Annotated in this window: 23 protein-coding genes; 12 read left to right on the forward strand and 11 right to left on the reverse strand. The window is 70.0% G+C overall.

The features are described from left to right. Nucleotides 1–14: 14 nt before the first annotated feature. Both J4H86_RS20900 and J4H86_RS20905 read right to left on the reverse strand, forming a co-directional pair. A complete protein-coding gene (locus tag J4H86_RS20900; protein WP_236539625.1) occupies nt 15–233 on the reverse strand; it encodes a hypothetical protein in 219 nt (72 codons plus the stop codon). A 138-nt stretch (nt 234–371) separates the two neighbouring features. Further along, a complete protein-coding gene (locus J4H86_RS20905) occupies nt 372–1313 on the reverse strand; it encodes a CPBP family intramembrane glutamic endopeptidase (RefSeq protein ID WP_236539626.1) in 942 nt (313 codons plus the stop codon). A 248-nt stretch (nt 1314–1561) separates the two neighbouring features. Here J4H86_RS20905 and J4H86_RS20910 point away from each other — a divergent pair, with 248 nt between their 5' ends. The 4 genes from J4H86_RS20910 to J4H86_RS20925 all read left to right on the forward strand — a co-directional run bounded on the left by J4H86_RS20910 (nt 1562) and on the right by J4H86_RS20925 (nt 7995). Next, a complete protein-coding gene (locus J4H86_RS20910; RefSeq protein ID WP_236539627.1) occupies nt 1562–4882 on the forward strand; it encodes an AfsR/SARP family transcriptional regulator in 3321 nt (1106 codons plus the stop codon). Nucleotides 4883–5001: 119 nt separating this feature from the next. Beyond that, nucleotides 5002–6129 (forward strand): flavin-containing monooxygenase, encoded by a 1128-nt coding sequence (locus J4H86_RS20915; RefSeq protein ID WP_236539628.1) that lies wholly within the window; start codon nt 5002–5004, stop codon nt 6127–6129. A gap of 25 nt (nt 6130–6154) precedes the next feature. Beyond that, entirely contained in the window at nt 6155–7171 is a 1017-nt protein-coding gene (locus J4H86_RS20920; protein WP_394356402.1) for an ATP-binding cassette domain-containing protein, read from the forward strand. Beyond that, on the forward strand, nt 7168–7995 hold the full coding sequence (locus J4H86_RS20925) for an ABC transporter permease (protein WP_236539630.1): 828 nt from the start codon (nt 7168–7170) through the stop codon (nt 7993–7995). The genes J4H86_RS20920 and J4H86_RS20925 overlap by 4 nt, the downstream gene beginning before the upstream one ends. A gap of 42 nt (nt 7996–8037) precedes the next feature. On the opposite strand, the gene J4H86_RS20930 is transcribed toward J4H86_RS20925, so the two are convergent. Continuing rightward, nucleotides 8038–8865 carry a siderophore-interacting protein gene (locus J4H86_RS20930; protein ID WP_236539632.1) on the reverse strand — a complete coding sequence of 276 codons (828 nt, stop codon included), beginning with the start codon at nt 8863–8865 and terminating at the stop codon, nt 8038–8040. A gap of 571 nt (nt 8866–9436) precedes the next feature. On the opposite strand from J4H86_RS20930, the gene J4H86_RS20935 reads away from it, so the two are divergent. The 6 genes from J4H86_RS20935 (at nt 9437) to J4H86_RS27505 (ending at nt 15745) form a co-directional block, all read left to right on the forward strand. Next, the gene (locus J4H86_RS20935) at nt 9437–10462 is read left to right on the forward strand and encodes an iron-siderophore ABC transporter substrate-binding protein (protein WP_236539633.1); all 1026 of its coding nucleotides are present in this window, start codon (nt 9437–9439) and stop codon (nt 10460–10462) included. Continuing rightward, nucleotides 10459–11517, forward strand: coding sequence for a FecCD family ABC transporter permease (locus tag J4H86_RS20940; protein WP_236539634.1), 1059 nt, complete (start codon nt 10459–10461; stop codon nt 11515–11517). Before J4H86_RS20935 ends, J4H86_RS20940 begins: the two co-directional genes overlap by 4 nt. Next, complete coding sequence (locus tag J4H86_RS20945) at nt 11514–12548, forward strand: FecCD family ABC transporter permease (RefSeq protein WP_236539635.1); 1035 nt, start codon at nt 11514–11516, stop codon at nt 12546–12548. Before J4H86_RS20940 ends, J4H86_RS20945 begins: the two co-directional genes overlap by 4 nt. Beyond that, the gene (locus J4H86_RS20950) at nt 12545–13366 is read left to right on the forward strand and encodes an ABC transporter ATP-binding protein (protein ID WP_236539636.1); all 822 of its coding nucleotides are present in this window, start codon (nt 12545–12547) and stop codon (nt 13364–13366) included. Before J4H86_RS20945 ends, J4H86_RS20950 begins: the two co-directional genes overlap by 4 nt. A 464-nt stretch (nt 13367–13830) precedes the next feature. Then, nucleotides 13831–15033, forward strand: coding sequence for an acyltransferase family protein (locus J4H86_RS20955; protein WP_236539637.1), 1203 nt, complete (start codon nt 13831–13833; stop codon nt 15031–15033). Between the two features lie 40 nt (nt 15034–15073). Further along, nucleotides 15074–15745 (forward strand): TetR/AcrR family transcriptional regulator, encoded by a 672-nt coding sequence (locus J4H86_RS27505; protein WP_330932440.1) that lies wholly within the window; start codon nt 15074–15076, stop codon nt 15743–15745. 24 nt (nt 15746–15769) lie between these two features. Here J4H86_RS27505 and J4H86_RS20965 read toward each other — a convergent pair whose 3' ends face one another. After that, nucleotides 15770–16288, reverse strand: a complete 519-nt coding sequence (locus J4H86_RS20965) for a DUF418 domain-containing protein (RefSeq protein ID WP_236539638.1) — start codon at nt 16286–16288, stop codon at nt 15770–15772. After that, nucleotides 16189–16950 carry a DUF418 domain-containing protein gene (locus J4H86_RS20970; protein WP_236539639.1) on the reverse strand — a complete coding sequence of 254 codons (762 nt, stop codon included), beginning with the start codon at nt 16948–16950 and terminating at the stop codon, nt 16189–16191. Before J4H86_RS20970 ends, J4H86_RS20965 begins: the two co-directional genes overlap by 100 nt. A 314-nt stretch (nt 16951–17264) precedes the next feature. Here J4H86_RS20970 and J4H86_RS20975 point away from each other — a divergent pair, with 314 nt between their 5' ends. Then, entirely contained in the window at nt 17265–18533 is a 1269-nt protein-coding gene (locus J4H86_RS20975) for a sensor histidine kinase (protein WP_236539640.1), read from the forward strand. Continuing rightward, nucleotides 18530–19180, forward strand: a complete 651-nt coding sequence (locus tag J4H86_RS20980) for a response regulator (RefSeq protein ID WP_236539641.1) — start codon at nt 18530–18532, stop codon at nt 19178–19180. The genes J4H86_RS20975 and J4H86_RS20980 overlap by 4 nt, the downstream gene beginning before the upstream one ends. Nucleotides 19181–19456: 276 nt before the next feature. On the opposite strand, the gene J4H86_RS20985 is transcribed toward J4H86_RS20980, so the two are convergent. The 6 genes from J4H86_RS20985 to J4H86_RS21010 all read right to left on the reverse strand — a co-directional run bounded on the left by J4H86_RS20985 (nt 19457) and on the right by J4H86_RS21010 (nt 25244). Next, a complete protein-coding gene (locus J4H86_RS20985) occupies nt 19457–20137 on the reverse strand; it encodes a class II aldolase/adducin family protein (RefSeq protein ID WP_236539642.1) in 681 nt (226 codons plus the stop codon). Then, nucleotides 20119–21345, reverse strand: coding sequence for a 3-oxo-tetronate kinase (otnK, locus tag J4H86_RS20990; RefSeq protein WP_236539644.1), 1227 nt, complete (start codon nt 21343–21345; stop codon nt 20119–20121). Before otnK ends, J4H86_RS20985 begins: the two co-directional genes overlap by 19 nt. Nucleotides 21346–21380: 35 nt before the next feature. Then, nucleotides 21381–22373: a TRAP transporter substrate-binding protein gene (locus tag J4H86_RS20995; RefSeq protein ID WP_236539646.1), complete on the reverse strand. Its 993-nt coding sequence runs from the start codon at nt 22371–22373 to the stop codon at nt 21381–21383. Nucleotides 22374–22441: 68 nt separating this feature from the next. Further along, complete coding sequence (locus tag J4H86_RS21000) at nt 22442–23701, reverse strand: TRAP transporter large permease (RefSeq protein ID WP_236539648.1); 1260 nt, start codon at nt 23699–23701, stop codon at nt 22442–22444. Then, the gene (locus J4H86_RS21005; RefSeq protein WP_236539649.1) at nt 23701–24237 is read right to left on the reverse strand and encodes a TRAP transporter small permease; all 537 of its coding nucleotides are present in this window, start codon (nt 24235–24237) and stop codon (nt 23701–23703) included. Before J4H86_RS21005 ends, J4H86_RS21000 begins: the two co-directional genes overlap by 1 nt. After that, complete coding sequence (locus J4H86_RS21010) at nt 24234–25244, reverse strand: zinc-dependent alcohol dehydrogenase (RefSeq protein ID WP_236539650.1); 1011 nt, start codon at nt 25242–25244, stop codon at nt 24234–24236. The genes J4H86_RS21005 and J4H86_RS21010 overlap by 4 nt, the downstream gene beginning before the upstream one ends. Nucleotides 25245–25264 lie beyond the last annotated feature (20 nt).

Here is a 25264-nt window from a genome sequence, read left to right on the forward strand (position 1 = left end):
GCTGGTCCTGTGCCCTAGTTGTCGTTACCGAGCTGGTCCTGGGCGAAGTCGGTGACGGCCGCCTCGGGGTCCTCGACGGCGCCGGTGACGGTCTCGGCGGTGTCCTGGACGTCCTGCATGGTCTCACCGGCGCCGCCGACGGCCTCTTCGGCGCTGTCGGTGACTCCCTGCGCCATCTCGTCGGCGGCGTCCCCGAAGAGACCCCTCACCCATTCCATCACCGCGTCGAACATCGTTCCCCCTCCGTCAAGCGGTCGTTACCCCTGACAGTTTCCCGCGGGGCGTAAGCTCCCTGTAAGGGAAAACTGCGGACAGTGATCAAATCGAGGTCGGTGGGGTGGGACGCGCCTGGTGCCCCGGGTGGGGGTGGGTCACGCGGACAGGAGCGCGGGGATGAGGGCGAGGGAGTTGATCCCTGTGTGCAGGATGATGATGACCCACAGGTTGCGGTAGCGGGACCACAGGTAGCCGTAGAGCAGTCCGGACACGCCCTGGACCGCGAGGACCTGGGCCAGGATGAGCGCCGGGGTTCCAAGCGCCTGGTGGCTGGCGACGTGCATGACGCCGAACGCCAGCGAACTGAGCACGATGCCCGCCCAGCGACCGACCAGGAACTCCAGCCGGGTCTGGAGCCACACGCGGAAGAAGACCTCCTCCAGCACGCTCGCGGTGAGGAACGTCCCGACCATGGTGACGAGGAGGACGGCCATCGGTGGGAGGGACTCCGCCGTCGGGGCCGGGGACGCGAGCGGGGAGACCTGCGACAGGTAGAGGCTGACGACGACCGCCACCATTCCTCCCCAGCGCCACCACTCCCGGGTGGACGTGGCGATGTCCCACAGGTCCGGCGTCTCGGCGGTGGGTGTGGGGCGCATCAGGCGCAGCACGAGCCACGGCACCGCGAGGAACAGCAGCACCTTGCTCGCCGGGTAGAGCAGACCGGCCGGGTCCTCGGGGTCACCTGAGGGGCCAAGCGCCAGGTTGGCCAGGATGAACGCGGCGAGGCAGGCGAGCAGCAGCGCCGACTCAACTCCCAGCCGGTGTCCCCGCAGCGCGGCGCGGATGCCGCGTTCGGGCTCGTCGGAGACGTGGGGCGGGACGAGCCGCGTCAGGACCAGCCCGACGAGGACCGGAACGGTGAGCGCCCAGAGGGGAGTCGTGCCGTATCCGTCGGCGGACGACTCCACCGCGGTGTTGCCGGTGGCCCAGAGCACGGCGAACGCGCCCACGAAGAGCGCGAGACCCGCGACGAGCCACGGCAGCCCGCGGCGACTCGACTGGGTCGCGTCCGATGCCGGCGTGTGTTGCCGCACGTGATGTACCTCCCTGATCAGCCGCCTCGGGAGCGACCCAACGCTGGTGACTCGGGGACCGCGAACGCGGAACCGCACCCTGACGCATGCCACGGTAGGAGCGGTCCGACGCCCAACGACGCAAAACTCCGACGCGCGTTCGTTATTGTTATCTTTTCGAGATTTCTTTTGGTGGGCGGTCGATCCCACACCGATGCCCGAGGCACGGTGGTGCCGCGCGGCGAGCTCCGCCTGAGATGCTGGACAGTGTGTGGATAGGCATCCTGGGATGGCCCGAGGCGCGGGACCATGACGGCCAACCGATCGACGTCGGCGGGGCCCGGGTGCGCGCGCTCCTCGCCCGCCTCGCGCTTGACGCTGGGCGCACCGTTCCCGCCGATGCCCTGATCGACGACCTGTGGGGCTCCGCCGCACCATCGGCCGCGTTGAACGCGCTGCAGTCGCTGGCCGCACGCCTACGACGCGCCCTCGCCAAGGGCAACGTGAACCGCGTGCTGCTGTCCGAGCGCGGTGGATACCACCTCGCCGTCCCCGAGGCCGACGTCGACGCCCACCGATTCGAACACCTCACCACACAGGGCCGCCGCGCGCTCGCCGCCGAGCGGTACGAGACGGCCGCGCGTCTGTTGTGGGACGCCGAACGCCTGTGGCGCGGGCCCGCTCTGTCCGGCCTGGGAGAGCCCCCCTTCGCGGCCGCCCCCACCGCCCGACTGGTGGAGCTGCGGCTCCAGGCCACCGAGGCACGGATCGACGCCGAGCTCGCCCGAGGACGCCACGGCGCCGTCGTGGCCGAGGCCGAACGGCTCGCGGCCGAGTATCCGCTGCGCGAGCGCCTCCAAGGTCAGTTGATGCGGGTCCTCTACGCCGGTGGGCGACAGTCGGAGGCCCTCGCGGTCTACGAGCGGGTGCGCGAAGCGCTCGCCGATGAGCTCGGGGCGGACCCCTCCCAGGAGCTCACCCGGATCCACCTCGCCGTGCTCCGCCACGCCCCCGAACTCACTCCGGCGGACGCCACCCCCGAAACCGAAACCAGCGCTCCCGCGGACACGCCACCCACGACGAACATCGACGACACCGTCCTGGAACCGAACCTCCCGAAACCCCCGACCGCGCCTCTGACCACCTTCGTCGGTCGGGAGAAGGAGCTGTGTGACCTGCGGTCCGTGCTGGAGGAAGCGCGGCTGGTGACCATCGTCGGACCCGGGGGCGCCGGGAAGAGCCGCCTGGCGACGGAACTCCTGATCCAGACCGAACGGACCCACGACGCCGCGTGGTTCGTGGAACTGGCGTCGTTGACGAGCCCCGCCGACCTCCTCCAGGGCGTGATGGTGCGACTCGGCATCCGAGAACACGCCCTGCTCGACCGCCACAACGCGGCGACGTCCCGGATGATGGGTGACGCGTTCACCCGCCTGGCGGAGACCGTCCGCGACAAGGATGTCCTGCTCGTACTCGACAACTGTGAACACGTCGTCGACGCCGCGGCCTCGCTCACCCACCGACTCCTGGCCGCCTGCCCCAAACTGCGGATCCTGACGACCAGCCGCGAACCCCTCGGACTCACCGGCGAGAGGCAGCTCCCGATCGCCCCGTTGGCCGTCCCCGCCGAAGGGACCGTGGCGATCGACGCGACGTTCAGCCCGGCCATACGCCTGTTCCACGAACGCGCCGTGAACGTCCGCCCGTCGTTCACCGTCGCCGACGACAACGTGGCCGCCGTCATCGAGATCTGCCGCCGCCTGGACGGCATGCCCCTGGCCATCGAGCTCGCGGCCGCCAAGGTGAAGATCCTGAGCCCGGCACAGATCGCGAGCCGTCTCGACGACCGGTTCCGGCTCCTCACCCAGGGCAGCCGCCTGGCGCTGCCCCGCCACCAAACCCTGCACGCCGTCGTGGAATGGAGCTGGGATCTGCTGGACGAACCGGAACGCCTCCTCGCCCGCCGACTCTCGGTGTTCCCCGACGGCGCGACCCTGAGCGCGATCGAGGACGTGTGCTCCGGCGCGGACCTCCCCCGGGCGCGCGTGCTCGACGTTCTCGGGTCGCTCGCGGAGAAGTCCCTGGTGGAGTCGATCGACGCGGGGGAGGACGCCGCCCCGGAGATGCGCTATCGGATGCTGGAGACCGTGCGCGCGTTCTGCGCGGACCGTTTGTCCGAGGCGGGGGAGACCCAGGCCCTGCGGCGGGCCTCCGCCCGGTACTTCCTGGAGCTCGCCGAGACACTGGAGCCCCAGATGCGCACGGGGGAACAGCTCCGCTGTCTGGCGACACTCCGCGCCGAGAACACGAACCTCAACGCCGTCGTGCGGTGGGCGATCGACACCGAGGAAACGGAGATCGCGACGCGCCTCGCGGCCGCCCTGGTCTGGTACTGGCTACTCCGCGGCGGATACGAGTTGCACTGCCTCGTCAGGGAGGTCATGGCGCTTCCCAGCGACGACCTGCCCCTCGAACGAGCGGCCGTCATCTTCGCCCACGTCAACGCGGTACCGGATCACGTCGAGTCGGAGTCCGAACAGCGGGCCATCGCCGACATCCGGGCGCGGCTGCGCGACACCGACCTCTCGGACCACCCCTACCTGGCGTTGCTGGAACCGAGGGCCGCCCTCGTCATCGAGAACGATCCCGCGCTGGCCCTGCGCGCGTTGGAACAGGTCGAGGCGTCACCCGACTCATGGGTCCACGCCGCGAAACTGATGATGCGGGGATTCCTGAAGGACAACGACGGCGACACCACCACCGCGTGGCGGGACCTGAGCGCGGCGCGCAACCTCTTCGCGCGCGTCGGCGACGGGTGGGGGCTGTCGATGAGCGGGCAGGGGGTCGGCGCGCTGCACTCCCTCACGGGTGACTTCGGCCAAGCGATCAGCATCTTCCGCGATGCCCTCTCCCACCTGGAGGCCTTCGGGTCGGTCGAGGACCAGCCGACGTTGCGCGCGCAGATCGGACACGAACTGGTGCAGGCGGGTGATCTCGACGGCGCACGCGGGGAGTTGACCCACGCGCTGGACCTCGCCGACCGGTTCGGGGTGCCTGAGGCCGCGGTGTGGGCGCTGCGGGGGCTCGGGAACCTCGCCCGGAGCACGGGCGACCTGGACACCGCGCACCATCACTACCGTGACGCGTTGGCGATCGCGCGGGAACGCGCGGACGCCCACTACTGGCGAGCCTCGGTTCTGTCGGGGCTCGCGAGTGTGTGCGGCATGCGTGGCGACCTCTCCGACGCGAGGGACTACGTCCAGGAGGCCGTCACGCTCACCATCCACGCGCGGGAGATGGTGATGTTCTCGGGCGTGGCGCACAGCCTGGCCGTTCTGACGCACGTCGAGGGAGACCCCGAGCGCGCGACTCTCCTCACCGCCATGGCGGACCGCGTCCGTGGTGCACGGGACCGGGGAAACCCCGACACCGCGTGGGTCGAGACCCACGCCCGGGAGCGGCTCGGCGACGCCGCCTACGACGGGGTGTACCGGCGGGGATCGGCGCTTTCGCGGGAGGAGGCGGTCGCGCGGGTGCGCGCCGCTGCCGGGGTCACCGACGACGGAGAACCCCAGCGGCCTTCCCTCTGACCGCACCGCGCGTCCGACCAACGCGGCGCACCTGCCCGGGGATGTCAGCGATCTGTGCGTGACCTATCAGCGGTGTTTCCGATCGTGGTCCTGTTGCATCGACCACGGGAGGAGACGCGATGGCGTCTATCGTGCGCGGCACGGGGGATCGACGAGAACGGAGGAGCTTCTCCGCCGTCATCGTGGGCGGCGGGCAGTCCGGACTCGCGATGGCTCACACCCTGCGACAGGCCGGCGGGCGTCCGGTCGTGTTGGAGGCCGGTTCCCGCCCGGTGGGCTCCTGGCCCACCTACTACGACGGCCTGACCCTCTTCACGCCCAACGCGGTCAACGGCCTGCCCGGTATGGCCTTTCCGGGGCGGCCCGACGCCCTCCCCGGGCGGGACGACGTGGTGCGGTACCTGGACCACTACGCCGCGGCGATGGACATCGACGTACGTACCGACCACCGGGTCACGCGTGTGCGTCGGGACCCGGAGGGGTTTCGGGTGCGTACCGACGACGGGGTGGAGCTGTACGGACGGTCCGTCATCGCCGCCACCGGCGGCAGCGGGAGCCTCCCGCATCGCCCGGAGATCCCCGCGCTGCGGAACTTCACCGGCACCGTGCTGCACTCCGTGGAGTACCGTTCGCCCGCCGCGTTCGGGGGTCAGCGGGTCGTCGTGGTTGGTTCGGGGAACTCCGCGATCCAGATCGCGCAGGAACTCCTCGACCACGCCGACGTCACCATGGCGTCCCGCAGGCCGGTCAAGATCTGGCCGGGCTCCGAGAGCGGCCTTGGCACCGGGTTCTGGCGCGTCTTCCAGGCGATGTCCCGGGTTCCGCTCGGGCACTTCGCCCGCCACACTCCCAAGACCGCGGGGATCCCCAACGTCGGCGGCCTCCGAGAGGACGTCGAGAGCGGGAGGCTGGAGCGGCGGCCCATGTTCACCCAGGCCGAGGGACACGAGATCCAGTGGTCGGACGGCACCCGGGAGCACGTGGACACCGTCATCCTCGCCACCGGTTTCCGCCCGAACCTGGGCTACCTCGACGGCATCGGCGCGCTGAGGCCCGACGGCTGGCCGCTGCAGCGCAACGGTCTGTCCTCGGCGCTCCCCGGACTCGCCTACGTGGGCCTGGAGGAGCAGCGGGGATGGCCCACCGCCCTCTTCACGGCCGCGTACGACGCCCGGCACCTCGCCGTCCGTCTTCCGCGCGTCCTGCGCGACGCCGGGCGTCCCCTGTCGCCGGCCACGCGGGACTGACCCGGTCTCGTCACCGAAAGGAACAATGTCAGTGGAACACATCAGATCCGGCCACGCGATCGAAGTCGAGGGGCTGGTCAAGCGCTACGGCGACACACTCGCGCTCACCGGGATCGACCTGGTGGTTCCCGCGGGCACGGTGCTGGGAGTGCTGGGACCCAACGGCGCCGGCAAGACGACCGCGGTCCGTATCCTCGCCACGCTGCTCCGCCCCGACGAGGGCACGGCCCGTGTCGGCGGCTTCGACGTTCGAACGCACGCGCACCAGGTCCGTCAGCTCATCGGAGTCACCGGCCAGTACGCCTCGGTGGACGAGGAACTGACCGGTCACCACAACCTCACGATGGTGGGCCGGCTCCTCGGCCTCTCCCGGGTGGAGGCCAAACGGCGCGCGCGGGAACTGCTCACCGACTTCGACCTGATCGACGCCGGAACGCGTCCGGTCAAGACCTACTCCGGTGGGATGCGTCGCCGCCTCGACTTGGCCGCGAGCCTGGTCAACCGGCCGGACATCATCTTCCTGGACGAGCCCACCACCGGCCTCGACCCGGCCAAGCGCAGCGAGATGTGGACCAGTATCCGAGACCTCGTCAACGACGGGTCGACGGTGCTGCTCACCACCCAGTACCTCGAGGAGGCCGACATGCTCGCCGACGAGATCGTCGTCTTCGACCGGGGCACCGTGGTCGCGGGCGGAACGCCGTCGGAACTGAAGCGACGTTCGGGCAGCCAGACACTGGAGATTCGGCTCACCGACCCGGCCCGGATGCCCGAGGTCGCCACCTTGGTGGCGGGAGTCGTCGGCAGCGAGCCCGTCCATGACCCGGGATCCGCTCTGCTCAGCGCACCCGTCGTCGACGGCGCGGCGATGCCCGCGGTCGTGCGGCGACTGGACGACGCGGGGATCGAGGTCGCCGAGCTGGCGCTGCGGCTCCCCAGCCTGGACGACGTCTTCCTCGCCCTCACCGGACACACGGCGGAACCCAGCCAGGACGCGAACTCGAGTGCCGCGCCGGCCACCCACGAAGGGAGTCGACAATGACGGCGGTCGCCGAGAGGTCACGCACCCAGCCAGTGTCGAGGGGGCGGGTGACGCGGCGGGTGAGCCCACTACTGGGTGTCACGCAGTGTCTCACGCTGACCTGGCGCGGAATCGTCAAGATCAGGCGCAATCCCGAGGTCCTGTTCGACGTGACCCTCACGCCGATCATCTTCCTGGGCCTGTTCGTCTACGTCTTCGGTGGTGCGATCGAGGGGAGCTCCCAGGAGTACCTCCAGTTCGTCCTGCCGGGGATCCTGGGCATGCTCACGGTCTTCGCCACCATGGGGGTCGGCGTCGCGCTCAACCAGGACCTGGACAAAGGCGTGTTCGACCGGTTCCGGAGTCTGCCCACCTGGCGCGTGGCGCCGCTCGTGGGCGCCATCGGCGGGGACATCATCCGCCAGGTCATCGCCATCGCGGTCCTGCTCGGGTTCGGGGCCGCCCTCGGCTTCCGGTTCGTGACGGGGTTCTGGTCCGTTCTCGCGGCGTGCGCGCTCGCGCTCGCCTTCGCCATGGCGCTGTCCTGGTTGTGGGTCCTGCTCGGCCTGGTGATGCGGAAGCCGCAGAGTGTGCAGGGGCTCGGGACGTTGATCCTCTTCCCGTTGGCGTTCGGGAGCAACATCTTCGTTGACCCGGCGACCATGCCGTCCTGGATGCAGCGGTTCGTCGAGGTGAACCCGACCCGCCACCTGATGGACGCCCTACGCGGGCTCATGCTGGGTGGACCCGTGGCCACGCCGGTGTTCTACACGGTCCTGTGGATGGCCGGATTCGTGGTCGTCTTCGCGCCGCTGGCGCTGTGGGTCTACCGTCGCCGGGCCTGACACGTTGGTGACGGGGGCGCGGGTCGCGGGCCCCCGTCACCGTCACTGCCGGTCGGCGCGGCGGCCGGTGCGCCAGTAGGAACAGAACTGGACGCGGTCCTTCGGCACACCGGCCGCGGTGACGATCGCACGTGCGCCGAGGACGAAGGACGCCTCGCCGACGATGTAGACACTGGCGGCGGGGTCGATGGTGGTGGCGCGAAGGTGGTCCAGCGTGCGCTGGCCGACGCGTTCGGTGTGGTCGCGCACCATCCACACGGGGCGGGCGTCGATGTGGTGGCGGCGGTCGGCGGAGTCCGGCACCTCGAGCACGTAGTCGCCCGGTTCGCCCGACCGGGAGCGGGCGATGCCCTCCACCCCGGGCAGACCGCTCTCGTCGGCCACCACCAGGACCGGGCCCGAGTGGTCGTCCATGTTGAAGATACGACCCTGGTCGAGCAGACCCACGGTGTCGCCCGGCTGGGTCTCCAGCGCCCAGCGGGCGGCGACCCCCGTGACCTGCCCGGTCTGGTCTCGGTGGATCACGAGGTCGACGTCCAGCTCCCAGGCGTCGCCCACCCAGCGGGCCGCCCGGATGGTGTAGTTGCGCACCACCGGACGCCGGTGCTCCTCGATGGCCAACAGGCGCGAGTACCATCCCTGCGACGGTCCGAAGGGCAGGTCCAGGGATCCGTCCGGGGCGGGCAGGAACAGCCGGAACCAGTGGTCGTAGCCGAGGTGTTCGAACTCGTCCTCGAATCCGTCCCCGGTGCTGCGCAGGGTGACCCGGGCGAACCCCGGCGAGGGGTGGCTCACGGCGGCCACCGTGAAGGTGCGGACGGAGCTCCGTGTGGGGGTGACGGGGCGGGTGGCGGAGAGCGGTTCCGACATCGTTCCTCAATCAGGCCTGGGCGTCGGCGACGGGTGGGACGCGGCGCGAGGATGCCTCGAGCGTGGGGCGGCGAGCGCTCGCACCGCTGAGCGGCGGGGCGAATGGCCTCGCGTCAGAAAGGTTAGACTAACCTAAGCCCCGCAAGGGTGGCCACCCCCGCCGTCGGATCGGTTTGTCCTACTTCATGGTGGTCGCGACCCCGGCCCGCCCGCGTCGGTGGGGCGCTGGGCTTCCCCGGGGCGGCTCGTCCCGTGTCGCCGAGCCGCCGGAACTCGGCGACGGTTCGCCATAAAAAGTGTGATCTGGGCAATTGCGCCGACGGCCACCGTCCGTCTAACTTTGGTTAGGCAATCCTTAGTATGACGTGGTTGGCCGGTTTCGTGTGCCTTGGGGAAGCTCCCACGGGTCGTTCCCGGGGCAGAGTAGTCCTCCCCCCAGGGGCCGGTCAGCGACGTGGCAGAACCCGAACGGCGCGAGACGGCATAAGGCCCGACCTTCGCGCGCGACAGACCAGCAGGAGCTCGACCCACCCACCAGCCGCCCCCCACTGATCAACCTCAGAAGGACACCATGCCCCGCACCTCCCGACTGACCCTGGTTCCCTCCGCGGTCCTCCTCACCGTCGGCCTCGCGGCCTGCTCCTCCGGAACCTCCGGAGACGACGCCGAAGCCTCCGCCGACTGGACCCCCGTCACTGTGGAACACGCCTTCGGGACCACCACCATCGACGCCGAGCCCGAACGGGTCGCCACCGTGAACTGGGCGAACCACGAGGTCCCGCTCGCCCTGGGCGTCGTTCCGGTGGGGATGGCCGCCGCCAACTTCGGTGACGACGACGGCGACGGCGTCCTGCCCTGGGTCGACGAACGTCTGGAAGAGTTGGACGCGGAGACGCCCGTGCTGTTCGACGAGACGGACGGCATCGACTTCGAGGCCGTCTCCGACACCGCGCCGGACGTGATCCTCGCCGCCTACTCCGGGCTCACCCAGGAGGACTACGACACCCTGAGCGAGATCGCCCCCGTCGTCGCCTATCCGGAGACCGCGTGGGGAACCCCGTGGCGCGAGATGATCGAGCTGAACAGTGCCGCTCTCGGCATGGAGGACGAGGGGGCGGACCTCATCGCCGATCTGGAGCAGCGGATCGACGCCGCCGCCGCGGAACACCCGGCGATCCAGGACGCCGCCACCATGTTCCTGACCCACGTCGACACCGCCGACCTCAGCGAGGTCAGTTTCTACACGGCGCACGACACCCGCACCATGTTCTTCGAGGACCTCGGGATGGCGACGCCGGAGAGTATCGCCGAGGCCTCGGCTGAGACCGACGAGTTCTCCCTCACCCAGAGCGCGGAGCAGGCGGACGCCTTCGACGACGTCGAGATCATCGTCACCTACGGCGGCGACGAGCTCGTCGACGCACTGGAGGGCGACCCGCTGCTGTCCCAGATGCCGGCGGTCGAGAACGGGGCCGTCGTCAGTCTCCCCGGCGACAGCCCCCTGGGCACCGCCGCGAACCCCACACCGTTGTCGATCGAATGGATCCTCGACGACTACCTGGAGCTTCTCGACGAGGCGGCTGACGCGGCGCAGTGACGTCCACCCCCGCACCGCCCCCCGCCGGAACCCACGTCGCGGACGCCGCACCCGTGCGGCGTCCGCCGCGCGGCCGGGCACTCTGGTTCCTCGTCGGGCTGGGTGTCCTGGCGGCGCTCATGGTCGCCTCGGTGACCTTCGGCGCCCGGGACGTCCAGCCGGCCGACATCGTGGCCGCCTTCGGCGGATCCACCGACGGGTTCAGCGAGGCGGCGGTCGCCAAACGCATCCCACGTACCCTGCTCGCGGTGATCGCGGGGGCCGCCCTGGGAGTGTCCGGCGCGGTCATGCAGGGGGTCACCCGCAACCCGCTCGCCGACCCCGGGATTCTCGGCGTCAACATGGGGGCGTCGCTGGCGGTCGTCCTCGGGATGGCTTCCTTCGGGCTCGCCACCGCGTCCGGCTTCATCTGGGTCGCGATCGTGGGCGCGGGCGTCACCGCCGTGTTCGTCTACGCGATCGGTTCGATGGGCCGTGGCGGGGCGACCCCACTGAAGCTCGCTCTCGCCGGGGCGGCGACCTCGGCGGCCCTCGCGTCGTTGATCACCGCCGTGGTGTTGCCCCGTGGCGACATCGCGGACGGAGCCCGGTCCTGGCAGATCGGCGGCGTCGGCGGCGGCACCTTCGACAGCATCTCCCACGTCCTGCCCTTCCTCGCGGTCGGGTTCGTCGTCAGCCTGCTCTCCGCCCGGGGGCTCAACCTGCTCGCCCTCGGTGACGATCTCGCCTCGGGCCTGGGGCAACGTGTGGCCCTCGCCCGGGGCGCCGGCGTCCTCGGCGCGGTGGTCCTGTGCGGAGCGACCACGGCCGTCACCGGCCCCATCGCCTTCGTCGGCCTCGTGGTGCCGCACGTCTGCCGTCTCCTCGCCGGAGTGGACCACCGGTGGCTGGTCCCCTTCTCCGCCCTGGGCGGAGCCGCCCTCCTCACCGCGGCGGACGTCGTGGGCCGCGTCGTGGCACGCCCCGAGCAGATCGACGTGGGCATCGTGACGGCGCTGGTGGGTGCCCCGTTCTTCATCTACTTCGTCCGTCGACAGAAGGTGCGGTCGCTGTGAGCACCACGACCCTCCAGGCGGTCACCCAGGGCCGGGTGCGGCGGGCGCGGCGGCGCCGCTTCGTCATCGTCCTGTTGTCGGTCCTGATCGTGATCGCGTTCGCCGTCACGTTGATGGTCGGCCAGACGTTCTACCCGCCCGGCGACGTCGTGCGGGTAGTTCTGGGCCAGGACGTGGCGGGCGCGTCGTTCACCGTGGGTCGGCTGCGGCTTCCGCGCGCCGTGCTGGCGGTCGTCGCGGGGCTGTGTTTCGGGCTCGCCGGTGTCACCTTCCAGACGATGCTCCGCAACCCCCTGGCCAGCCCCGACATAATCGGCATCAGCTCCGGTGCGAGCGCCGCGGCGACGTTCGCGATCGTCACGCTCTCGCTCGACCGCGTCGGCGTCTCCGCTTTCGCGATCACCGCCGGGCTGGTGGTGGCCATCCTCGTGTACACCCTGTCCTACAAGGGTGGGGTGGCCGGGACCCGGCTGATCCTGGTCGGGATCGGTATCGCCGCGATGCTGGACAGCGTCACCAACTACCTGTTGGACCGGGCGGCACAGTGGGACCTGCAGGAGGCCATGCGCTGGCTGACCGGGAGCCTCAACGGGTCCTCCTGGCAGGAGGTCATCCCCGTCGTCGTCGCCTTGGTGGTGATCGGCCCCGTGCTCCTAGCCCAGACCGGCAACGTCGCCACGTTCCAACTCGGCGACGACACGGCTTCCGCCCTGGGGGTTCGGGTGAACCGGACCCGGCTGCTGGCCGTGGTCGGGGCGGTCGGCCTGATCTCGTTCGCCACCGCGGCGACCGGGCCGATCGCGTTCGTGGCGTTCCTGGCCGGCCCCATCGCGGCGCGTGTCGTGGGCCCGAACGGATCGCTCGTCATCCCCGCCGCCCTGGTCGGGGCGCTCCTGGTGTTGGTCGCCGACTTCTGCGGCCAGTTCGTCTTCGGGACCCGGTTCCCCGTCGGCGTTGTCACGGGCGTGCTCGGCGCGCCCTACCTCATCTACCTGATCGTGCGCAGCAACCGTGTGGGAGGCTCCCTGTGACCCTGGATCACTCGCTCCTCGTCGAGGGATTGACGCTCGGGTACAAGGACCGCGTCGTCATCGAGTCCCTGGACCTCGCCATCCCACCAGGAAAGATCACCGCGGTGGTGGGGGCCAACGCGTGCGGCAAGTCCACCCTGCTGCGCTCGATGTCCCGTCTCCTCACACCGCGCGGTGGGCAGGTCCTGCTGGACGGCAAGCAGGTGCACCGCCTGCCGTCCAAGGAGGTCGCGCGGACGTTGGGGCTGCTGCCCCAGTCCCCGATCGCGCCCGAGGGGATCACGGTGAGCGATCTCGTCGGGCGGGGCAGGCACCCGTACCAGCGTCTGCTGTCCCGCTGGAGCAAGGAGGACGACGAAGCCGTCGCCGCCGCCCTGGACGCCACGGGATCCGCCGACCTCGCCGACCGACCGGTCGACGAGCTCTCCGGTGGGCAGCGCCAACGCGTGTGGATCGCGATGGCCCTCGCCCAGCGCACCGACCTCCTGCTGCTGGACGAACCCACCACGTTCCTCGACGTGAGCCACCAGGTCGAGGTACTCGACCTCCTCACCGACCTCAATCAGACGCTCGGAACGACCATCGTCCTGGTTCTGCACGACCTGAACCTCGCGGCCCGCTATGCCGACCACCTGATCGCGCTCGCTTCCGGCCACCTCCACGCGGCGGGCCCACCCGAGGAGGTCCTGACCCCCGACACCGTTCTCGCGGTGTTCGGTCTCCACAGCCAGATCATCACCGACCCCACCTGTGGCAAGCCGTTGATGCTTCCGATCGGCAGACATCACAGCGCGGTGCCTTCGGTGGACACCGCCTGACCGAGACCGACCACGGTTCGTGTGGCTCCACACGGCCCCTTCGGACGTCGCGTGTCCGGCGCCGGTGGCGTACCCCTACCCGTGGGGGCACGCACCACCGGTGGCCAGGACGGCGAGCGCCGTCGTCTCAGACGGAACCGCGCGTCACAGGTGGGGGAGAACAGAACCCTTCGCTCGCGCCACCGAACCAACGAGGTGAGCCCCCGCGCTCGGCCCCCGCCGTGGAGCGCGACGGTTCCTCGGGTGGCGATCCCGGCATCAGGTGTGGATCCCAGAGCTGGAGGAGTGCGACGCGCGGAACCCGTGCCCCCAGCGTGGACGGGGCGGGACGAGGTCCGGGTTCCCCTGGTTCGACCCTGAGTCGCCCCGGAGAAACCCGGCGAAGTGTGCGCTCCGTGAAGGAGTTGTCACTACACTCGCTGTCCATGCGGAAAGTTAACTATCCAACCGGACAGTCACCTGATGTGGGTGCACCCAAGCCGTCCGACGATCGTCCGCGGCGCCTCCACTACCTGGACAGTCTCAAGCTGCTGTTGATCCTCCTGGTGGTCGTTCACCACGCCATCCAGGCCTACGGTCCGGCGGACTGGTGGTACGTCGAGGGGACGGACAGAGTCGAGGCCCTCTCGGTGGTGTCCGTGGTCAACGGATCCTTCTCGATGAGCCTCTTCTTCCTCATCGCGGCGTATCTCCTGCCACCGTCCTACGACCGGAAGGGTGGGGGACGCTACCTGCTGGACCGGTTCCGCCAGTTCGGTCCGCCGATCCTGGTCGGGTTCCTCGTGATCATCCCGGTGCTCACCTTCTTCTACTACGTGAACTTCCGCGACTACCCGCCGATCGGCTTCGGTACGTACTACCTCGACATCTATCTCGGCCTCGGCGAGGAGCCGGCGAACTGGAGCGGGCCGACGTGGCCCGACCGCCAGTTCGGGCACCTGTGGTTCATCCAGCACCTGCTCGTCTACGCGCTGTTCTACGCGGCCTGGCGTGGGATCGCTGGGCTGGTGGCCTCGCGCCGCGACACGTCGGCGCCGCCGGCCCGGAGAAGCGTCGGCGCCCCCGGTACCGTCGCCGTCCTGGTCTTCGTCCTGGTCGTCGCCGTGGCGACGTTCGTTCTGCGTGGGTGGTACCCGGTCGACCAGTGGATTCCAGTCGCTGAGTTCATCCAGGCCGAGCCCGCCGACCTCGCCCAGTACGCGGCGTTCTTCGTCGTCGGGCTCCTGGTGTACAGGTACGACTGGCTGTCCACGTTCTCCAGGCGCGCCGGACTCATCTGGTTGGGCGTCGCGGTCGGCCTGACCGCCGTTCACTTCCTCATGGGCCCCGAGCTCGACCGGCTCTACGCGATGGGCGGTTGGAACACGGGATCCCTGCTCTGGTCGGTCGTCGAGACACTGATGGGCACGGCCTGGATCATCGGGCTCCTCGTGGCCTTCCGCGAGTGGGTGAACCGACCCAGTCGTCTGGTCGCGGCCCTGGCGCCCGTCACGTTCACCGTGTACGTGCTGCACGTACCCGTCGTGGTAGCGCTCCAGTACGGCATGGCGGCCATCGACGTTCCGCCGCTGACCGCCTTCGCGCTGGTGGCCGTCATCGGCACCGCTGTCAGCTTCGCGGTGGCATGGGGCGTGCGCAGAACCCCCTTCCTGCGGGAGCTCGTCTGAGGAAACCTACCGGCGGGGCGTCGCCGGTAGGTTTCTGGATATGAGTGAGCCGACGGCATCCGACCTGACGGCACGCGCCCGACTGCGGCTCGCGGCGCTGCGGCTGTTCGCCGAGCGGGGGTTCGCGGGCACGACGACCCGCGCCATCGCGACCGAGGCCGGCGTCTCCCACGCCCTGCTGCGCCACCACTTCGGTTCCAAGGAGGGGCTGCGCCGCGCCGTGGACGACGACGTCCTCGACGCCTTCGACACCGTCGTGTCGCGGTTCGACGCGCCGAACACCGAGGACGATGCGCTGGCCGTGTTCGCACAGGCCAGCGCACAACTGTTCGGGGCGGACGAGCTGCGCCGCAACTACCTTCGTCGGTCGCTGATCGAGGGGAGCCCCGCCAGTGGCGAGCTGTTCCTCCGGCTGCTCGAGGGGACGCGACGAAGTCTCGCGCTCATCCGGTCGGACGGCGGACAGCGGGTCGAGACGGGCCTGGAAGGCGACCCGGATCGCTACTGGGCCCCCTTCCAGGTGCTGTTCCTGATCCTCGGACCCATGCTGCTGGAACCCGTGCTGGGCGAGGCACTGCCGCGACCCGTGTTCGACTCCGACGTGCTGCGCACCCGGAGTTCCGCCAACCAACGACTTCTCCTGCGTGGGCTTCCCGCCATGCCCGGACAGGCGGGACGGACCCCGACCAAGGACCACCCCACCTCCAGTTGATCGCGCTGTCCCACGGCGCCACGTTCAGCGGGGGCGAGAGAGTCGGCGGAGCAATACCTCGGCGGGGCCGGCGCGGTCAACGGCGTCGGCGAGGCGTGCCAGGGCCACGGTGGCGCCCCAGACCGCGACCGCGGCCGCGGCCATGCCCGCACTCCCGATCTCCGAGCCAAGACCACCCCCGTACGGGGCGAAGAGAACGACCAGGATCACGGACTGGGCGAGATAGCAGGACAGGGATCGACGTCCCGTCGCCGTCAGCGCGCGGGTGATCGGGCCGTGTCCGTCGCCGAGCCGCGCGGCCACCAGGGCGAAGGTGGCGCCGGCGCCCAGCGCGCCGGCGAACCCCGTGAGTACGTGCACCACTGAGGCCAACGCCATCACGGCGAATCCAGCGCTCCACAATTCGGCGCTGATGAGACCCATGGGCAGTCCACCGACGACGCCTAGGAAGATTCCGACCACTGCCGTTCGGCGCAACAGGTTTCGGTGTCTGGACGGTTCCTCCAGCAGACGGCGTCTGGCAGCCCAGACGCCGAGGAGCATCGGGGCGAGGCCGACAACGCGAGGACGAGGAAGTCCACCGGCCACATGGTCACGCGAAGCACCAGCGCTTCCCACGGGTCGGCGACCAGGAGCGATGGGACGCTCATCCGGACACTCGACCCCAGCGGCGGCCACCCGACCGCTGAGCCCAGAAGAGCCCCGAGCGCCGCCGCGACGGCCGCCAAGACGAGCAGCACCCGATCGCTCGCCCGCATCAGGAACAACAGCGAGAGGCCCAGGATCCCGTAGATCGCGAGGATGTCGCCACCGAACAACAGGATCACGTGAGCCGCGCCGAAGACGGCCACCCAGGTGTACCGCCGGCGCTGCGCCCGCCGGACCTCCGCCGGCTCGCGCCCCGTGGACGCCAGCCGCCGCGCCAACTGCACGGCCCCGTAGCCGAACAGGGCGGCGAACAGGGGGAGCCACCGGGCGTCGACCAAGGTGACGAGCAGTAGGTCGACCGTGCGGTCCAGCGGCGTTCCGTCGAGTGGTCGGGATCGCGCGCCGTACGCCTCGGCGCCGATGTAGAGGACCGAGTTCGCCAGCGCGATGCCCAGCAGGGCCACGCCGCGGGCGAGGTCCGGGGCGAGCGCCCGGCCCTGCGTGATCGTGAGTGGTGGGGCGGAGGTGTGGAGCCCGCCCGAGGAGTTCGCATCCATACCGGCAGCCTCGGGCCGCTCACCCGGCGGCGGTATCGTCCCGCCAGATGAATCGCGATTCAACCTGTTGAATCGCGGGGCCGACTGAAAAGGGGAGTACCCGGGGCCTTCACGGCGGGGTGGGGGCGCCGTGAAGGACCCGGACACCGTGCTGCCCAGGAGGTTCGTGTGAACCCGGGGCCGTGACGTTCGGCGACCAGCACGGGGCCGGTGTCATCCGATCGGTTGAACGAGCATCTGTCGTGCCGTCGGGGCAGCGGGACGTCGACGGACATACTGGTACCGACCGCGAACACGCTCCGACAGGGGGAGGCATGGCGGAACACGTCGCGAGGGGTTGGGTCGCCGTGTGGGACCGACTGTGGCGCCTCGCCGTCTTCGCCGGACTGACGCTGTCCACGGTGATCGCCTTCGTCCGCCCGGGGGAGACCGTCGCCGACAGGTTGACCGTCCTGGGGCTCGCCTCCCTGCTCGCCGGATGGCACTGGTGGATGGTCATCCAGCACCCACAGTGGGCGGAGCGCAGGCCGATCCCGATGATCGTGTACTTCGTCGTCCTGCTGGGCGTGGGCGGCGTGCTGCAGGAGTTGGATCCCGTCTACGTCGTCCTCATGTTCAGTGCCCTGCCGACCGCCTTCGTAACGCTGCCCGGCGGCTGGGCCTACCTGGGGGTCATCGCGGCGGTCGTGGTCGCCAGCGACGTGCGTGCGCTGGTCGCGGACTGGCCGGCGTCGATCGACGCCCTCCCCTTCCTCCTCGTCAGCACCGGTCTGATCTGCGCGGTGGGGGCGGCGATCCGGGCGATGGAGTCGGAGTCCACCCAACGCCGGCGGGCCTTCGAGGAACTCTCCGAGACACACGCGCGACTCGCCGAACTCGCCGACCACAACGCGGGTCTCCAGGACCAGCTCCTGGGTCGGGCGCGGGAAGCGGGGAAACTGGCCGAACGGGCGCGGATGGCGCGGGAGCTGCACGACACCCTGGCCCAGGGGCTCGCCGGAGTCGTCGCCCAACTGGAGGCGGCCGGGGGGATCCTCCAACCGGGACACGACGCCCGTCGCCACGTCGACCTCGCCCGGGAGACGGCGCGAGAGGCCCTCGCGGAGTCCCGGCGGGCGGTACAGGCACTGCGGCCCGCCCCGTTGGATGAGGGGACCCTGCCGGACGCGGTGGAGGAAGCGGTCGAACGCTGGCGTACGGGGAGGGACATCCCGGCCACCGTCACCATCAGTGGGGATCCCGTGCGGCTGCTGCCGGAAGCGGAGGAGACGATGTTGCGTGCGGTCCAGGAAACCCTCGCGAACGTCGCCCGGCACGCGTCGGCGACCCGCGTGGGGGTGACCCTGACCTTCATGGACGACGTCGTGGTGCTCGACGTCCGCGACGACGGAGTGGGCTTCGACCCCGACGCCGATCGTGGGACCTCGTCCGACGGCAGCGGCTTCGGGCTGACCGCCATGCGTCACCGGATCGCCCGGTTCGCCGGAACGGTGGAGATCGAGTCCACCCCGGGCAAGGGGACCGCGGTCAGCGTCGCCCTGCCCGCCGCGGCCAGCCCGACAGCCGAGGGAGCGAGAGGATGACGGAGCCCAGCGTCGAGAGCACGATCCGGGTGGTCATAGTGGACGACCATCCCGTCGTCCGCGACGGACTGCGCGGCATGCTCGGAGGAGAACCCGACTTCGACGTCGTGGGCGAGGCGGCCGACGGGACCGAGGCCTTGGCCACGGTCGCACACGCTTCTCCCGACGTGGTGCTGAGCGACCTCCGCATGCCGGGCATGGACGGCGTGCGGCTCATCCGTCGCCTCGCCACGCAGGCGCCCCGGGTTCGGGTCGTGGTGCTCACCACCTACGACGGCGACCGCGACGTCGTCGCCGCGATCAACGCGGGAGCGACGGGCTACCTCCTGAAGGACGCTCCGCGCGACGAGGTCCTCCGTGGCCTGCGCGCCGCCGCACGCGGGGAGAGCGTCCTGGCCCCCACTGTCTCGGCGCGGCTGATAAACCACGTCCGCGCGCCGGGCGGACGGGAGTTGGGCGCGCTCAGCGACCGCGAGGTCGAGGTCCTGCGCCACGTGGCCCGCGGCGCGAACAACCGTGAGGTGGCGGAGGAACTGTTCGTCAGCGAGGCCACGGTCAAGACACACCTCGTCCGGATCTACGCGAAACTCGGCGTCTCCGACCGAACCGCCGCATCGGTCGTGGCGCACGAGCGAGGGTTGCTGTGAATCACGGTGGGACGACCGCGCTGCGCGGAGTTCGCGTGGCACCCGCTCGGTGAGCCCGTCACGGACGAACCGGGGGGAGACGCGGCGCGAACCGCCGCGCGCGGTCGGTAGCCGCCGGACCATTGACCGAGGTCCTGCCTGGGCCATCGTCCAAGACGGGACCACACGGACCGCCTCGCCTGTCAGTGCCGCCGGGAGTGGGCACGGACCGCGTTCGGTGGGGTTGGGGCGGGGGGTGACCGCCCCCCCGGCGGTCACCCCCCATGCTGGATCGGGTCACACGTCCCAGGTGGTGCCGTACTTGGTGGTGAGGGTGCGTACGTCGGCCGTGCTGAGGGAGGCGGCCGGGAGTCCGTGCAGCAGGACGTGGACGCGGGCGGCCTCCTCGACCTCCACACCGGCGTCGAGGGCCGCGGCAAGAGTGGGGCCGGACATGATGGAGCCGTGGTTGGCCAGCAGGGCCGCGCTGAACTCCTGCGGGACCGACTCCAGGTTGGTCGCCAGCTCGTCCGAACCAGGAGCCGCGTAGGGCACGAGCGGCACCTGCCCGACCTTCATCACCAGGTAGGGCGTCAGCGGCGGGAGGGCGGACGGGCCCGGTGGGGGCGTGAGGCACGACGCCGCCACCGCGTACGGCGAGTGGACGTGGACCACCGCCTGCGCCTCGGGGCGGGCCGCGTACATCACCACGTGCAGCGGAAACTCCTTCGACGGCGGCAGACCGTCGAGGTGTCGACCCTCCATGTCGAGTAGGGACAGGGAGTCCGTGTCGATCTCCCCGAGGGAGATTCCCGTGGGCGACATCAGAATGTGCCCGCCCACGCGCACCGACACGTTCCCGGAGGTGCCGGGACTCAGCCCCCGGGCGACGAGCGAACGTCCGGTCTCGACCAGTGCCGCCGCCGCTGCGTTGCGTTCGGTGTTCTCCGTGGCCGCCGTCAAGAGAACGTCTCCCACGCGCGGGAGAACAGGTCGGGGCCACCGAAGTTGCCCGACTTCAGCAGCAGCATCACGTCCTCTCCCTGGGAACGCACCGCGCGTGTCCACGCCACACCCGGATCCACCACCGGGCCGATCAGGAAGTGCGAGACGCCCAGCGCGGCCACCACGGCGCCCGACGTCTCCCCTCCGGCGACGACGAGCGCGCGGACCCCTTCCTCGTCCACGAGCCGGCGCGCGACGGAGCCGAGCGCCTCCTCCAACACCTCGGAGTCCCCGGTGTCCTGGACGTCGGTGGGTTCCTTGGTGGCGTAGACGACGAACGGCCGCGCGTCCGCGGACCGCATCGCGTCCACTGTCGCGCGTACGGCGCCGTCGAGGTCGCGTCGGAGGTCCGCGGGATCCAGGCGCAGCCCCACACCCGACTCCACCCCGTGGCGCACCTGCGCCTGGGTCGCCTGGGACGCGCTGCCGGACAGCACCATCCCCTGTGGCCCACCGGTCGAGACGTCGGTGAATGCACTCGTCCTGGGCCCCTCGAAACCGAAAGCCAACGCGCTGCCGCCGGTCACCAGCGGTAGATGTGAGGTGCCCTCGGCGATCGCCGTGATGTCGTCGTCCGTCACCGCGTCGACCACGACGTTGCGCTCACCGGCGGCGAACCGCGTGTCCACCGCGGCCCGCACGGCCTCGGCGCCCTGGCGCACCACCTCCAGGGGAACCAGGCCGACGGACCCCGAGGTCTGGGCGTCGAGCCACCGCACGATGCTGGAGTCGGTCATGGGGTTGAGCGGGTGGTGGCGCATGGGGCTCTCGTCGAGCCGGTCGTCCCCGACGAACAGATGTCCGCGGTACACGGTCCGCCGGTTCGCCGGGAACGCGGGGCAGTAGATCGTGCCCGGGCCACCGACACTGTCCAGCAGCGCCTCGGCCACGGGCCCGATGTTGCCCTCTGGGGTGGAGTCGAACGTGGAGCAGTACTTGAAGTAGTACCGGTCACAGCCCAGCCGGCGCAGAGCGTCGAGGGCCCGCAGGGAGTCCGCGACCGCCTGGTCCACCGGCTCGCTGCGGCTCTTCAGGGCGATGACGACGGCGTCCGCGTCGGCGACGTCGGGCACGTCGTCGGCTCCCGCGACCACGGCGGTTCGATATCCGGCCGTGGTCAGGGAGATCGCGAGGTCCGTTGCCCCGGTGAGGTCGTCGGCGATAGCGCCCAGGCGAGCCACGTCGTTCTCCTTCTCCTGGTGGTGTGTCGGTGCGGTCAGTGCTCGGCGATCCGCTCGGCCCACTCCTGGACCTGCGGATCGGCCTCGTCGATCAGCTCGGAGGTGAGGGACCGCCATTCCTCCTGGTCGATCTCGTAGAAGGTCACGTCCTCCTCCTCGAGGAACTCCACGTTCTCCGACTGTTCGTCGAGTGAGACCTCCCGGGCCCACGCCGACACCTCGTCGATGGCCTGGTCGATCGCCGCGCGGTGCTCCTCGTCCCAGGACTCGTAGGTGTCGCCCCAGGTCTGGAAATGGAAGTTGCCGTACAGGTGGTTGGTGTTGGTCACGTATGGCGCGACCTCGAAGTAGGAGTTGAAGCGGACCACGTCGATCGGGTTCTCCTGGGCCTCGATCGCGCCCTGCTCGATGGCGCCGAACACCTCGTTGAGGGCCAGCGGGGTCGGGCTGGCGCCCAGGGCCTGCCAGGTGTCGATGTAGGTCTGCTGGGTGGGGACCCGCAGCTTCAGTCCGGCGAGGTCACCTGGCGACTCGATGGGACGCGCGGAGTTCAGCACCCGCGGTCCCCGGTACAGGTCGCCGAGAAGCAGGAACCCCGTCTCCTCGTGCAGGGTGTCGATGATGTCCGCCCCGACCTCGCCGTCCCACACCGAGAAGAACTGTTCGTCGCTCTCGTACAGGAAGGGAATGCCCTCGATCGCGGCCAGGTCGGTGTAGCGCTCCAGGGAACCGACCGACTCGATCACCATGTCGACGCCGCCGAGTTCGAGGCCTTCCTGCATCTCCTCCCAGCTCCCCAACTGGGAGGAGGGATAGACCTCGATGGTGACGGCGCCGTCGGTCTCCTCCTCCACGGTCTCGGCGAGGCGCTGCGCGGCCCGGTTGGGCAGGCTGTCCACGCCGTAGGTGTGGCCGAGGCGAAGTGTGAGCTCAGCGTCCTGCTCCGCCGCGCCCACGTCGGAGCAGGCGGCCAGGGAGACCGTGAGCGCGACCGCTGAGAGCGTCGCGAGGATGGCAGAGGAACGCATGCGGGTTCTCCTCGGTTGGGCTCCGGACGTGGGCGGAACGGTTGGGATACTGCCGGTGCCGCGCATCGTCAGTACATCCCCACGAGCAGCGGCCCGTAGGTCACGACCATCAGCGAGGCGATCGCGACGCTCAGCCAGGGAACCAGGTCCCGCAGCGTGTGCTCGAGTTGGATTCCGGCGATCTTGCTGGTGATGAGGATGCAGATCCCCGCCGGCGGCGTGACCAGTCCAATCGCCAGGTTGACCACCACGATCAGACCGAAGTGCACCGGGTCGACCCCGACGGCCGTCACGATCGGCAGCAGGATCGGCGTGAAGATGATGATCGCGGCGTTGCCCTCGACCACCGTGCCGACCAGGAGCAGCAGGATGTTGACCAGCAGCAGGATCAGCAGGGTGTTGGTGGTGACCCCAAGAACCGAGGACGCGATCTGGTCCGCGACCCCGCCCATCACCAGGGCGAGCGAGTAGATCTTCGCCGTGGCGATGATCAACATGATGGTGGCGACGAGGATGGCGGACTCGCGCAGCGCCTTGATGATGCGCTTCACGGTGAGTTCGCGGTAGACGACCCCACCGAGGATGAGAGCCACGGCCACGGCCACGGCGCCACCCTCGGTCGCGGTGAACGCGCCGATCCGGATACCGCCGAGCACGATGACGGGCAGGGTGAGTGCGAGCAGCGCGTCCCGGAAGGACCGGAACATCACGCCGGTGCTCACCCGCTCTTCGGCCGGCAGCTTCTTCACCCGGGCGATGACGTAGCCGGTGATGATGTAGACGAGACCGAAGCCGAGGCCGAAGAAGATGCCCTGGAAGAACAGGTCGGCGATCGACGCCTGGGCCGTCACACCGTAGATGATCAGGGTGATGCTGGGCGGCAGGATCAACGCGACCGTGGACCCGATCGCGGTCACGGAGGCGGAGAACCCGGGCGTGTACTTGCGCCGCAGCATCTGCGGGATCATCAGCCGGCCCACGGAGGACGCGTCCGCCACGGCCGAACCGGAGACACCACCGAAGATCATGTTCGTCACGATGTTCACGGCGGCCAGACCACCGCGCATCTGGCCCACCAGCGCGGTGGCGAAGTCGATGAGCCTGCGGGTGATACCGCCGGCGTTCATGATGCTGCCGGCCAGGACGAACAGCGGGATCGCCAGCAGCGGGAACGAACGCATGCCGGAGATCATCTGCTGTGCGGCCATGGTCAGCGGCACGTCGGTGAAGAAGTACAGACCGGCCATCGAGCAGAGCGCGATCGCGACACCGATCGGGAGACCGATAACGAGAAGGGCGGCGAGCCCTCCTCCGAGGATGGCGGGCATCAGGCGGAACCTCCCGACACGGACGGCTCGGCCGTGAGCTCGTTCTCGTTCTTCCAGCGCCCGGTGATCAGGTTCTCCACGCAGAAGAGCACCGCGCAGGCGCAACCGATGGGCGCCGCCACGTACATGGCGGTCAACGAGACGTCGAATCCGACCGCGAGACTCAGCCCCGTCATCTCCTGGCGCGAGGCGATCGGGAGAAGCACGAGCGACAGGGAACCGATGATGGCGAACGTCGCCAGCACCAGCAGTGTGACGACCCGGTTCATGATGGCGCGGACGGCGGCCGGTAGACGCAGGAGCAGGAACTCCAACGCGATGTGCTCGTGCCGGCGCAGTGCCACCGGGATGGAGGTCATGACCAGCCACACGAAGCAGAGGGTGGCGAGCTCCTCCGACCACACGCTCGGGTGGTTGAAGAAGTAGCGAAGGATGACCTGGATGATCAGGGACGCGCTGATGGTGGCCAGCGCGATGATGGCCATCGCTGTGAACACGCGCTCGATGGCGCCACACACGCGGTCGAGGGTCTTCATCGCGGTTCCATCAAGAGCTTGATGATGTCGCCGGGACCATTGGCGACCATGTCGGTGATGATCTCGGCGCCCTCCTCCAGGTCGACGCGCCGCGACACGATCCGCTGCGGGGTGTCGGCGTCAGCGGCCAGCAGCTCCAGCGCCTGCTCGAAGTCCACGCGCGAGTACATGGCGGTGCCGTTGAACGCGATCTCCCGGACCTGCAGCTCACCCGCGGGAATCGGAACGTCGACGTTGAACACGGCGACCTGGATGATCGATCCGCCGGACTCGACGTGCCGGAACGCTTCCTTGGCCAGTGCGGGAACACCCGCGGCGATGAACACCGTGTCGAACCGGCCGGCCTCCTCGACCAGCCCGTCCAGGGACGATCGGACGTCGGTGGCGCCCATGGCACGGAGCATGTCGTGGTTGGACTCGCGGGGTTCGCTGACCACCAGCGCCGCGGGGTCGGCCTGCGCCAGCACGTGCGCGATCAGACCGCCGATGGCGCCGCCGCCCAGAACCAGGTGCCGCCCGCCGCGGATGTCGCCGCGGACCTGACGCACGGCGTGACAGGCCACGGCGAGCGGCTCGGCCAACGCGAGCGCGTGGTCCGGGATCTCCGACGGGGCGTGCAGGAGCGTGTGTTCGGGCACCGCGACGTAGTCCGCGAACGAACCGTCCCATTCGGCGATTCCGAGCATCTGCTTCTTCGCGCACAGGTGGTAGCGGCCGTCCGTGCACAGCGCGCACTCCCAGCATGGCCGCTGCGGCTCGACGACGACCCTGTCCCCGACGGCCACCTTGGTCACGCCCGGGCCGATCGCGTCCACGACGCCGCCGGCCTCGTGGCCGGAGATGAGCGGCGGAATCCGGAAGGGGTGGGTGCCACGCAGCGCGGCCAGGTCGGATCCGCAAACGCTCGTCGACGTCACCCGGATCACCACGTCGCCCTCGGAGGGCAGGGGATGCGGAATGTCCACGACGTGGGCGGAGCCATTGGGCTCGAATCTCACTGCTCGCATCAACGCTCCGTTGCTTGATG

Source organism: Spiractinospora alimapuensis (assembly GCF_018437505.1).
In the GTDB taxonomy this organism is placed as follows: Bacteria; Actinomycetota; Actinomycetes; order Streptosporangiales; family Streptosporangiaceae; genus Spiractinospora; species Spiractinospora alimapuensis.